The organism is Candidatus Babeliaceae bacterium, assembly GCA_041660765.1.
Lineage (GTDB): Bacteria > Babelota > Babeliae > Babelales > Babelaceae > JBAZVR01.
The window spans coordinates 171,777-184,680 of record JBAZVR010000002.1; the positions used below are offsets into that span (position 1 = coordinate 171,777).

Genomic DNA, 12,904 nt, shown 5'->3' on the forward strand with positions numbered 1-12,904 from the left:
TTTTTTTAAAGGAGAAGTTTTATGAAATTAAGATTATTTTTTTTACATATTTTGTTACTGTGCGCATCGTATAGCTATGCTGATCAAAAAACTTTTTTGGTATTTGGTGGAACAACAGGCTGGATTGGTCAAAAAATTGTAGCGATTATTAATGAACAAGGTCATATTGCTATTGCTGCACAATCACGCTTGGAAGATCGTCACCATATAGAACAAGAAATTTGTAACTTAAAACCAGATTTTATCATTAATGCAGCCGGTGTTGTAGGCAGACCCAATGCAGATTGGTGCGAAGATAATAAACTAGAAACGATCCGTAGCAATCTTATCGGTGCACTCAATTTAGCTGATATAGCGCATAAGTATAATATTCATATGACCAATATAGGAACGGGCTGTATCTATGAATATGATAATGCGCACCCGCTTAAGAGTGGAATAGGCTTTACCGAAGAAGATACACCAAATTTTGAAGGATCATTTTATTCTAAGACAAAGAAAATGTTAGACATTTTACTTTTGTGCTATCCGAATGTTCTTAATTTGCGATTCAGAATGCCCATTTCTTCTGATCTTCATCCAAGAAATTTTGTTACCAAAATTAGTAAGTACCAAAAAATAATAAATATTCCAAATTCCATGACGATATTAGACGATCTTTTGCCACTCATATCACAAATGGCTTTAATGAAGCTTGCTGGTAATTATAATTTTGTTAATCCAGGAGCTATATCTCATAATGAAATATTGGAGTTGTACAAACAATATATAGACCCAACATTTACGTATGTAAATTTTAGCGTAGAAGAGCAAAGTAAAGTACTCAAGGCTCTAAGATCAAACACCGAACTTGATGTGCATAAACTTCTTGCCGTATTTCCACATATTCCACATATCAAGACTTCTATTATTCGAGTTTTTGAACGCATGCAGCAGAATCATCACGAACAATAAATGTTGGTGTATATCCACTATGTGGTGTTCTATTTTTTATGTGATATAGAGGCTTTATATCAATTTTATAACCTTGATTAAATAATGCGATCAAATCAGCGGCTGAATAAGAATATAAGCAAGGATTCCCATGATTATCTTGTACGATATTCATGGGAATGTTGATCATCTTGGATCGTTCAAAGCACAGACCATATTTATGTGGCACTGGTGCGTATCGTCTTGCCCATTCACCTTCAAGCATATTTGGCGAGACAAAATGAAACGAATTAAACAGAGGAATTATATCTTTTTTATGCATTACGGCCATGTCAACGGTATGCGGATATCCCCAGTATGAGTCCCCAGTAATAAATTTCCAGGTGTATATATTGGAATGTATAGGTGATAATGCCGGAATGGTGAGGGGTACGTCATTTCTTGGAAAGCATTCTCGGTCAATATTTAATCCAAGCCGCAGGTGAAATCCGTAAGCATGTGTACGTGTTAAAGCCTCTGCGCATGCACTCATATCGATGGTGTCGGTTATAACAATATCGTCAACTGCAAAGACGACGTATGGTGCGCTATGAGTGGTAAGTTCTTTCATAAGTAATGGTTTGAAATCCGCATGTGGATTATGTGATTGGCGAATATAATGAGCTGTATTAAATCTCTTTTGTATTATTGTATAACCGTTTTCGTATTCCTGGTCATCTGAGCGATATATAATACTCATAGATTCAAGCCCTGTGATATGTGCTTCAATAGACTCAAGTAATGCATAGAGTTGCATAGGCCTATTGCGTGAAAAAATAATGAGTTGAACCTGATTACATACTAATGAAGAGCTCAAAAATAAAAAACAAAACAAAGAATATATTCTTTTCATAACCATCTCCTAAAACGTTGTCGTTGTCTTGACGATCATAAACTGGCAGCATAAACTTCACAACAGATGTCTTATATGCATAAAAAAGGAAAAGTATTATGAAGAGAATCTTTAAGTTGTTGTTATTTTCTAGTTATTTTTTACTCAGTGCGCAAGCTGATATTTCGCCGATGCAGCCTGCCTTTGTTCTTGAAATTATTAATAAATTGGCGCGCGGTGAAAATGTTATTTTTGTCAAATATGGTGACGGTGAATACAATTGCATGGTTGGTCGTCAGGATTGCAATGCAGACGGTGATTCTTATCACTCCTGGTTGGGCAATAGCTTGCAAAGGGCTTTGATCAGCTTAGCTCACAAACCAAATACGTATATAGGAAAATGGTGGAACGCAAACGTATATGAAGCTTTTGATGAATTTGCACGACAAAATTCGGTAACTATTCCATGGGCTTGGTATCATATGGTTATTAATGATGATGAAAGTCTTAAGATTGATTATATGCACAAATTTGTTGATTTTATTATCCATGCAAAGAGAAAAAAAATACTGATATGTAATAGTACAAACGCCCGTATAAAAGACTTTTTAAGAGCTGATGTTTATATAGAAATTCCACCACGGAACTGGTCGTTCGAATATAATGCATGGAAAAAAATTATAGAAAGTCATATAGAACAAGATGCAATAGTGCTTATATCGGCGGGAATGTGCGCCAAAGTATTAGTTGATGATTTGACTAATGCATATAACATAACATGCGTAGATTTGGGATGTTCATTTGACATTCTTGGTGGGAAAAAAAATACAAGAGGCTGGGCGCATTCTTATCAAGATGAGCTTGTATATTATCAAGATCTTTTGCCACAAAATTGGGATTAATTATTAAAGAAGAGAGAGTAATATGAAGTTAATTATAAAATTATCGAGTCTCATGTGCCTAGCAACATTAAGTATATTAGCTCGTAATAATCATGCAGATATGCTGATAAACCATGTTAAAGCCAGTATTGGAAATGCTTATAATCACACATCAAAATTAATACCCAATGTTTTATCATTAGAGGGTATGTCGAGTTCAAAAGTACGACATTTACTTAATAATCTTTGCACTCTTCCCGGCGCAGGATATTTAGAAATAGGAGCTGGTCCCGGATCAACATTCATAGCCGCATTATACAAAAATACCAATATTCTTTTTGAGGCCATAGCGATAGATAATTGGTCAGAATATGGTTATTCTCGTGATACTTTTATTGCAAAAACACAACATCATCTACCGTATAAATCATTTAAACTATACGAACAGGATTCATTTAAAGTTGATATCAAAAATTTATTTTCTAAGTCAGTTGATATTTATTTTTACGATGGCAATCATACGGCAGAATCACACTGCAAAGCCTTTACGTATTATAATAGTGTGTTTTCTGATGCTTTTATCGCTGTAATTAACAATTGGAATTATGATGTAGTCAGGGCCGGAACGCAACAGGCATTTACCGAATTAGGTTATACAATTCTTTATGGAGCTGCGCTGCCTGCGCAATGCGCTGAAGACCGAGAAAATTGGTGGAATGGGCTATATGTCGCTGTTATACAAAAAAAGTAATATATAACTGTATGGGAAAATTATCATGAAAAATTTCAGATTATGGGCAATAATACTATTATTATGTGCCTCTTCGATAAGTGTAGCTGCTATAAGAATTGTATGTACTGTTGCCCTTATTCCGTATGATTATGAAACGAGAAAATTACAATATATTCGTACCCTAAAAAAACTACGTGAATTTGGTTATGAACCATATGTTGTCGAATCTTGTGCATCAGGCCCAACATTTCTTGATGATTATTGTGATCACGTATGCTACACACACAATAATAATTCTTCAATAACAAATAAGGGCGTAAATGAGGGCATATCATTAATGATAGGGTTTCAACACTTTAATTTTGATCCAGATGATATGATTATTAAATTAACAGGCAGATATTGTTTGGAAACTGATGAGTTTATACGATTAGTTGAACAAAATCCTAGTGCGGATGCGATTGTTAAATCTTGGCTTGCCGATAATATTTATACAGGCGTATTTGCAATGCGTCTTAAATATTTATCAGAAGCGCTCAGTAATATTAATTTTGAAGAAATGATAAAAAAATCTATCTCTTTTGAAACCCAGTGCGGGTTGCAGATTTTAAAAATGCATAACAATGGTGCAAAAATAATATATCTTGAAGAATTATATGATTACTTGCCTGTATGTACGCCGTGGTACATAAGAAATTTTGGTTATTGGGAATGGGCATAAAAAAAGTGCTGGATAAAAGAATTTATCCAGCACAATTACTTGTGTATATATCTGATTAAAAGTTATATAAATTCCCAAAAACCACCATTAACTCTTACTTTTTTATTGAGTGCTGATGCGGCTCTGTGAACAGCGGCGGTTACAGAAGTCCAACCATAATCATCGCCGCACATTTTTCCATTCGGGCTCATTTTTTCGTGCCACCACATAATATCATTAAAGACATCATTTTCTTCATGTGATCCGTCTATATAAATAAGGTCTGGGTGTATATTCAAAGCTATTGCTGCTTCTTCTGATGACATGCGAACAGGGATAATTTTATGGGCAACTTGTGCATGCATGCAATTTGATAAAAATTGTAAATAAAGATTTGGTAAAAATGCTCTATATTCTGGCACCTCGTGGTGTTCAACAGAGCCTAAAAATGTATCGACGGCATATAGTCTTGCCTGAGGTTCGATGAGTTGCGCCATAAAAATTGCTGATGCTCCGGTAAATGTTCCAATTTCAACAACAACTTTTGGCCTATGTAGAGCTATTATCCGTCTTAATGAATCAACGCAATAGCCATTGAACATACTTTGCATTTTGTATTCTAATGGTTTAATGGAACTATACGGTTCCATTAAATTACCTTTTGTGTTGGCAACACATGCAAGAACTGTGCATGCTAAAATGTATTGTTTCATACTATCTTTCTCCTTATAAAAATAACGTAAAATAATTTATCAAAGAGGTTAAAATGGGTGCTTCATAAAGTCAATTATGGTTTTTTAAAAATACAACATATTCACGGGTTATTGGTTGTAATAAATTCTTGAATAGAATCACTACATAATAAATGAACATTTTTGTTAATTTTTTCTAACGGCCAATTCCACCATTGTAGTGCAAGTAATTGTCGAATCGTTTCTTCATCAAATCGATAGCGAACGACTTTTGCAGGGTTTCCTACTGCAATTGCATAGGGAGGGATATCTTTTGCGACAACGCTATGCGCGCCAATAACGGCTCCATCGCCGATGGTAACGCCGGATAAAATAGTGACCTGCGTTCCAATCCAAACATCATTACCTATAATAATATCTCCCTTTGTTGCGGGATGGCCTTGGATATCACGAGCTTCTGGGAATACTTGGTTAAAAGCCATAAATGGATATGTGGAGATCCAATCAGTTCTGTGGTTGCCGCCCAAAAATAATGTTACATCGCCAGCAATGGAACAAAATTTGCCGATTTTATAATGGGCGCTGTTGCCCCATGCTACATTAATGCCAAAATTATATGAATATTCCCCGTATGAAGTGCAAGCCTTATTATTATCATAAAAATTAATAGAATAAATTGTGGTACATACTGATATAGCAATAAATATAAGTGTGTTGAGCTTCATCTTTACCTTTCATTTTTATATAAAATTAGTTTATATAAAACTAATATCACCGAGGCTTGCAAGTCAAATTATGTTTACTGAATTTTGTAGATTTTCTAGTGTAAGTATAGCTATAATGCATCATATGTTTTTATTAATATATAAGGGTAGTTTCTTGGAAAGAATAAAAAAATTTTTTTTACTGTATATGCTTGTAACATGTTTTTTAAATAACTCCATAAGCATGGCTGCCAATAAAAAAGTATATAACGGTCCGTTAAAAATATTGGTGTTAATTATTGCATCTGACCAGTACCCTATTTACACAGAGCTACAGAAAGTATGGCGATCCTACATGCACGATGATCCAGAACATGTCGAAGCCTATTTTATTAGGGAAGATCCTACTTTAGCAACAGATTATTGCATAGAAGGGGATATTATTTGGGCAAAAGCAACTGAAGGCTGGGCTCCGGAAAGTTCTGGTATGATTGATAAAACCTTATTATCTCTAGAAGCAATGTTGCCAAGATTATCTGAATTTGATTACGTTCTCAGAACAAATTTATCATCGTTTTATGTGTTCCCGCAGCTATTAACATATCTAGAAACGCTTCCAAGAACTAACTGTTATGCAGGATCTCCGTATGGTAGGCTCCATTATGCATCTGGGTGTGGTTTTATTATGTCACCTGATGTGGTAAGACTGCTTGTTGATCATAAAAAAGAGTTTATCAATAACAAGCAATGGGCAGAGGATGTTCTTATTGGGAAATTTATGATCAAGCATGGTATAAAAAGACTGCCGCATGTCAGAGTTGATTTGGAAAACGTACAAGTTTTGCATGCAATGCAGGGCAAAATACCAGCACAGGCTTTTCACTTTAGAATAAAAAATCGATATCATGACCGACGGTTGGTTGAGGATATTTATATTCATAAGCAATTATTGAAAATGTTTTATGATAAAGAATAAAGGTGCAGCGTATGTATTGGTTATTGCTTTTTATATGCATTAACAGTTGTGCACTACATTTTGATCGACCCATGAACTTTGTCACCGTCGCTGATTATGAGCATTATCCATGGTTATCAGGGCTGTTTACTTCAATTTATAAACATAATAAAAATCATGAAATCAATATTATTGTTTTTGACATAGGGCTTTTATCTGAACAAGTAAAAGCCCTAGAAGCACAAAATAATATACAAGTGGTGCCTATAGAAATGGTGCACCCAGATTTATGTAAAAAATTTGTAGTAAGGAAAAATGGTAGGCTTGCTCGTGGCTGGTACGCATGGAAGCCTGTTGTTTTTTATCAAGCGCTTAATTATTTTGATTATTTTCTGTATATCGATTCAGGAATGCGAGTGAGAGCGCCGTTAGATATTATTTTTGCAGCCATCCAGCAGGATGGTTATTTTTTTTATACATGTCATCACAAAATTAGGCCCACTATTACAAAATATATCTTAAACAAATTTAATCTGAATCAGAGAGGCCGTGGCTCTGTATTGGAGCATTATGGCATGTTGGGCGGGCTCCAGGGACTGTCAAAAAGTATGCTTACTTCTTATATAAAGCCTATGTATGAATTAGCGCATGATCTTAGAAATTTTGAAGATGATGGAACAGCGCCTTGGGGTTTTGGTGGTGCTCGTCATGATCAATCTTTATTTAGCCTTCTCGCGCGACTTTCTGGGTATATTATTCATGATAATTTTGTAACTTTAGATAGCAAAAAAATATCATTTAAAATGGATAATTTTATAACTGTTAGCAAAAATATAGATGAAAATATTCTCGCTGCGCAATGCCATTTGGTCGGTTAATTTATATTATCAGTATTGTAAATACGTGCATTATACATAACCCCCATGAAAGTTAATTCATGGGGGAAAAAAATCAGTCCATAACAACTATGTTATGAATGTTGTGTGATAATGAATACACACGCTCACTATTATAAGTCTTCATAAAATTTGTGCAAACAATATGTTGATTTAATCGATTAACACGCATTATCCAGAAATATTGATTAATGTTTCAATCAGAACTTGTTGTAAAAAAGATATCTAATTATTTGATTTTTTTAAAAATGAGGGTATTGTTGTTAAAAAAAATCAGTGCCAAATTGCAACTATGAAAGTACATCATATGAACGTCTTCTAATATTCTTATTATTTTCCCCATATTTTTTTCATCATATATTAATATTCTTTAATTTTTCGAACAGACATATGAAATCAAAAAATTTCTTAAGATACTCTATTGTTATTTTTAACTTTATATCATTATCTGCTATTGACATTGTTGAAAACAATAACGGTGACCAATTACAAAAACTGTGCGATACGGTTGCCTGTATAAGTGACAAAATGGATACAATTGTTGGTCAAACAATCATGAATCATGTGGCGCAATCGCGCAATGCTCATTCTTATGGCGATAGCAATTTTTTTGTTATTAGAGAGCCGGATGAATATGAAAGAGACATGTCTCCTTGTGATGAAATTGCTCAGTTCTTTCCGCAAGAATTTCCTCTTGAGTTTCAAATTGCTATGCAATGCTTTATGGATCCGCAACCATTTATTGAAGAGCATAAAAAAGTACCCAATAAATTTTTACTATACGGTAGGCCAGGTGTAGGTAAATCCTATTTCGTTGAGCTCATTCATAAGATTTTTCAGTTACCGTTAATATCCATTAAGGCCGGTGATCTTGAGGATAGATTTTATGGTGAAAGTTCAAAACGTATAACACAGCTATTAAATACACGTGATCATAACGGCCGCGTTCTCTTGATATTTATAGATGAAGTGGATGCTATCGCCCAACCAAGAAATGCTGACCTGCCTGGCGTACATAGATCATCATTGAATTCGTTATTGGTGGAGATCCAAAAGCATAGTGGCGACCCATCAGTTTGTATTTTTGTTGCAACCAATGATAAAAACTCGCTCGACGAAGCATTTTTAAGTCGTTTTAAGCAAAGTTGTATTGAATTTAAAGATATGGCACAGGCAGAGCGTACAATGCTGGTGGAAAATTTACTAAAATATACGGTGATCCAATACAAATCAAAAGCGATAAAAGAAATATCTGATGCGTCAAAAGGTCTCAGTAAGCGTGATATAGCCGAAGCTATCCAAACAGCAGATGCGTGGCTATTTGCGCATAGAGATACTATGGATTGTTTAACCAGTAAAGATGTTTTGCACTTTATCAATCGCAATAAAACTAATGGCGCGATATCTTTAGATAGCAAAATTAAAAAATTTGTTATTTCTTATCTTCCGTACGTTAATTTCACCAATGGTGCTATTTTGATAATTCTTAATATGCACAGCATTGTCGCATACATTATTAAGCATCACTCTAATCAGGTAAATTTACTTAATATTATGGCAAAAAGCTCCGCCTGATCCGCACAAAGCACCATTTTTTTTACACTACTAATAAGAAATCAATCATTAATAAATAGCACGTTTCTTCGGGATATATCATGAAATTAAATAATTTTTTTACGTACTCTATTCTTTTTATTGCAAACAGTTCTCTATTTGCTATGGAAATTTCAGAAAATATGCAGCGTCTAGGGGATAAATTAGATGATATTAATCAAAAGCTAGATGTAGTTATCGGTGCTAAGGTGATGAGCAATGCGACATATGCTAAATCGGAACAAGCAATGAGCAATTCATCTTTTTTTAAAATAAAAGAACCCGACAACACCAAAGGAACGAAAAAAGCAAGTAACATTTATGAAAAATTTCCTGACGCATTTCCTGACGCATTTCAAAATGCTTTAGACTATTTTGAGTGTCCTGAAAAGTACAAAACTGCGCGTTCGCTCAAAACAGTAAGAAATAGATTTTTGTTTTATGGAGAACCGGGCACTGGAAAGTCATATTTAGCAAAATGCATACATAAAGAATTTCAACTGCCCTCAATAAAGCTAAAAGCTGATGCTTTTCAGGAAAAGTTTTATGGTGAAACGGGGAAAAGATTAACAGAATTATTCAATATGCGTGATCCTCACAAGAGGCCCTTAATATTATTTTTAGATGAATTTGATAGTATCGCGTCTCACCGTAATGATCGTCAATCTGAAGCTGCTTTAACAACAATTGATTCGTTATTGGTTGAATTGGATAAGCAAGATGGTGATGCTTTGTTCTTTACATTCGTTGCAACAAACAATAAGCATGCGCTCGATTCCGCTATATTAAGTAGGTTTTGTGATATTGAACTCAAGGCTATGGCACAAGCGCATCGAAAGAAGTATATAGAAAATAGATTAAAGCATGTGGTTATTCAAGATGAGGAAAAAACACTCGCGATAGTTTTAAAAGAAACTAATGGGCTTTCTCGCCGGTCAATAAAAAGTGCATTAAACGATGGCATTGCACGAGCTATAAGAAAAAGTAAAAATTTTAGCGCAAAACCTCTTGTATCAATAGACGATTTAGTTGACTGCATACGACAAGAACAAAAAAGGCAAGCTGTACCTTATTTAATTAAAATAGACAGATTTGTTAAAGCTTCTCAGCCATATATATCTTTTATAAATGTTGTTTTGAATATTGGGCAACTTGCCTTAGGACAATGGCATCGTTCGCACGATAAAGCTGAAAAAAAAGACGATCAATCATATCAAAGAAATTGGGCTCAAGCAGAGCGAGAATTACAAAAATACCGATCAGATATACAAGAAGTTTATCGTGTTATGGATAAGCAGGAACGTCGAGAAGAAATATTACAACAGCTCCAATTTGGTTTTCATGATAGATCACTCCAATTATATGGAGCATATATAAATACATTCGGAGCATTTAAATCCGCACATACAACTTTGGGGCCAATATCGCTTCCAATGTTCATAGACGGTATTCTGAACCCGAAGATGATTATGAAGGGTGACCCTGAGAAGGCTATGGCTTCCTTAGGAGATTTTGGCGAATCTTTAATCAACATGGCGAGAACCATTAACGAAAAATATCCAAAGAAATAGGGATCACTTTTATGTTATATTTTTTCCTATATGCCTTATGCATATTTCCCTTATCACATTCTATGGACAATGGTTTGGGACTTACGGTTCAAAGAAATTCACAAGTTACCGGAATAAGTCTACCGGAAAATACTCCGACTCCTTTTGATATTGAAAAATATTATGCAATCCCTCAGCATCTTCGTGATGCTGGGGTAATAGCGATGTGGAAGTGCGATGACCAAGAGAAATCATACATTAACGATCTTATGAATTATAATAGCATCATTAACAGTAATGGTACTACATTTATGCTGAAGAACAGTTCGCCCCTACTAATAGAACAAAATACCCAACTATCTTTTACTCAGAATCATAATCAGCAATATTCAACTTTACTTTCGCTTCCGGATTTTGGAGTAGCAATAGTGCACACTCCATATCAAGACAACCTTCCGTCGCAATTTACGCTACCTTCACAAGATGCTAATCAATCAGGTCGGGTTAATGTAGATTTTTTTTCGATGCAAAATCCATCTAAAGGGTTATTGGAATTATTGCCAGAATATAATGCTCAAGCCTACAAAAAGCCTGAGGTATCTTTTGATATAAAACAATCAGACAGCCATACCATTCAAAGAAGAGGAGGATTTACATTAGAACGCGCAACGTGGTCACATGGAGATTTTTATACGACCATAAAACCACATAATCCTGAACCATATATTGTTCAAGAGCAACCTCAAGAAACAGGCTATACTGAACAGGAAGTTGAACGTATAAAGTCTGTCGCCAAAGAAACACAAACCCGATATCACAATTATTTGGCAACAAATCGACAAGGCGTTATTCAGGAGCGTATTAATGACTATGCACAGTCCCTCATTGGTAATAAAGGCGATCTTCGAGCGGAAACGGCACATCAAGGAGCTCTTCGTAATGAACTGGTTCGTGATATAACACAATTAGAACAAAAGATTATTGCTACAAATGAACATCTCAAGAATCTTCCGCCAATTTCTGATCGTTCTGAATTAGTTCATGCTTATCAAACGCAAATTGCGCTTGATAAAATGCAATTAGCCTTGGAAAAAACTAAAGATGATATTGAAGTTCTTAAGCATGCGATGGCTATGAATGAAGAATATTTAAGAATTACGAGTACTATTGCAGAGAAAGGAACTCTTGATGGACAATCGTTGTCTGAATGCAAGGTTTCTTTAACAAAGCTTCTTAATCGTAAAAAACAAATAGAAGCAGATAAAATACATTATGCGCGAGAACAACAAAGGCAAATAGAAGCAGTTGATAAGATTGAAAAGACATTGCAGACGCACGTAGCAAGATCCATTAAGCATTTTGGTCATAAAGCTTGGAAGTATACCGGCTATGAAGGGCTGCAAGAAAAGCAAAATCAGCATACAAAAGCGATCCAAAGCGCAGACATATCTTATAAAGAAAAAGAAAATGATCTTAAGATTATTGAAGAAGCCATAACTCATTGCACATCGTTAATTAATCAACGTGAGCAGGAAAATTTCCGTACTCTTGCTCAGAGAATCTATAAAGGAGAGCAGAATGTAGAACTTTCAAAAGATGCAAAAAACTCCGCGCTTATTCAATCTGTGCAACAACACATTCAAGAATTCGGAGCCCTTCATAAAGAGGTATTTTCTTTAAACGATCAAACATATAATGTTCTTGAAAATTTAGGCGCCAAAGTTCCAGAAACCTGTGTAATAGAGTATGAAGGTAACCGGGTTCAATTACATGTTTATGGCGAGCTGATAAACTCGCTCAATAACATGGGGTCTGTTAATCTTGCGCGGCTAGAAGTTCAACAGTTGTTAAAACAAGCAGTTATAATTAATAATTCTGGAAGAAAATTAGTAGGCGAACATAAAATAGATCAGGCACTTTCAGCCAAATTAGCATGTGATGCATTAGTAAATTATGCAAAAACTATTGGTGATTTAGGCTTGGCAGTTGGAGAAGGTGTTGTTGAAGGAACGGCATCTGTAATGGCGATGCCGGGTAATTTCAGCAGCGCTATAAAAAAAGGTGCGATAGCTACGGGACAAGGCACGTTATATGCGGTGACCTATCCTAAAGAAACCTGTGAACATGTAAAAAATACGTATGATAAGGCTGTTTTAGCTGTAAGTGGTCATATTGCCGAAGTGCGTAAAACATATGCGACAATATGGCATGGCGGAGAAGAGTTTGAGAAATTGCAAGCTCAATGGGATGCAGACAGCAAAAGACATGTGGAAGATCATTTCGAAAATCGACCAGCCTTCCGTGATCAAGTTAAAGCAACAACAAAGTTCCTTACTGAATGCGTTTTGCTCGAGGGAATCGGTGGTGCGCTCGTAAAATCAGCGGGAGAATTTGTA

General features: G+C 35.2%; 12 protein-coding genes. 9 read left to right on the forward strand and 3 right to left on the reverse strand.

Going from position 1 to position 12,904, the window contains the following annotated elements:
* The first annotated feature begins 21 nt into the window (after positions 1-21).
* The gene (locus WC707_05725) at positions 22-954 is read left to right on the forward strand and encodes an NAD-dependent epimerase/dehydratase family protein (protein MFA6066651.1); all 933 of its coding nucleotides are present in this window, start codon (positions 22-24) and stop codon (positions 952-954) included.
* Here WC707_05725 and WC707_05730 read toward each other — a convergent pair.
* Entirely contained in the window at positions 908-1,825 is a 918-nt protein-coding gene (locus tag WC707_05730; protein ID MFA6066652.1) for a hypothetical protein, read from the reverse strand. The genes WC707_05725 and WC707_05730 overlap by 47 nt on opposite strands.
* Before the next feature lie 98 nt (positions 1,826-1,923).
* Between WC707_05730 and WC707_05735 the strand changes: the two genes are divergently transcribed.
* From WC707_05735 to WC707_05745, 3 genes are read left to right on the forward strand one after another with little or no spacing between them, the layout of a single operon-like run.
* On the forward strand, positions 1,924-2,706 hold the full coding sequence (locus WC707_05735) for a hypothetical protein (GenBank protein MFA6066653.1): 783 nt from the start codon (positions 1,924-1,926) through the stop codon (positions 2,704-2,706).
* Between the two features lie 22 nt (positions 2,707-2,728).
* On the forward strand, positions 2,729-3,436 hold the full coding sequence (locus WC707_05740; GenBank protein MFA6066654.1) for a hypothetical protein: 708 nt from the start codon (positions 2,729-2,731) through the stop codon (positions 3,434-3,436).
* A gap of 25 nt (positions 3,437-3,461) precedes the next feature.
* On the forward strand, positions 3,462-4,139 hold the full coding sequence (locus WC707_05745) for a hypothetical protein (GenBank protein ID MFA6066655.1): 678 nt from the start codon (positions 3,462-3,464) through the stop codon (positions 4,137-4,139).
* Positions 4,140-4,201: 62 nt separating this feature from the next.
* On the opposite strand, the gene WC707_05750 is transcribed toward WC707_05745, so the two are convergent.
* Both WC707_05750 and WC707_05755 read right to left on the reverse strand, forming a co-directional pair.
* Positions 4,202-4,831: a class I SAM-dependent methyltransferase gene (locus WC707_05750; protein MFA6066656.1), complete on the reverse strand. Its 630-nt coding sequence runs from the start codon at positions 4,829-4,831 to the stop codon at positions 4,202-4,204.
* Between the two features lie 101 nt (positions 4,832-4,932).
* A complete protein-coding gene (locus WC707_05755; protein ID MFA6066657.1) occupies positions 4,933-5,535 on the reverse strand; it encodes a CatB-related O-acetyltransferase in 603 nt (200 codons plus the stop codon).
* A gap of 154 nt (positions 5,536-5,689) precedes the next feature.
* On the opposite strand from WC707_05755, the gene WC707_05760 reads away from it, so the two are divergent.
* From WC707_05760 to WC707_05780, 5 genes are all read left to right on the forward strand, one after another.
* Positions 5,690-6,490: a hypothetical protein gene (locus tag WC707_05760; protein ID MFA6066658.1), complete on the forward strand. Its 801-nt coding sequence runs from the start codon at positions 5,690-5,692 to the stop codon at positions 6,488-6,490.
* A gap of 11 nt (positions 6,491-6,501) precedes the next feature.
* Positions 6,502-7,347, forward strand: a complete 846-nt coding sequence (locus tag WC707_05765) for a hypothetical protein (GenBank protein ID MFA6066659.1) — start codon at positions 6,502-6,504, stop codon at positions 7,345-7,347.
* A gap of 408 nt (positions 7,348-7,755) precedes the next feature.
* Entirely contained in the window at positions 7,756-8,940 is a 1,185-nt protein-coding gene (locus WC707_05770; protein MFA6066660.1) for an AAA family ATPase, read from the forward strand.
* An 80-nt stretch (positions 8,941-9,020) separates the two neighbouring features.
* Positions 9,021-10,529, forward strand: a complete 1,509-nt coding sequence (locus tag WC707_05775) for an ATP-binding protein (protein MFA6066661.1) — start codon at positions 9,021-9,023, stop codon at positions 10,527-10,529.
* Positions 10,530-10,540: 11 nt separating this feature from the next.
* On the forward strand, positions 10,541-12,904 hold a 2,364-nt coding region (locus tag WC707_05780; protein ID MFA6066662.1), incomplete at its 3' end, for a hypothetical protein.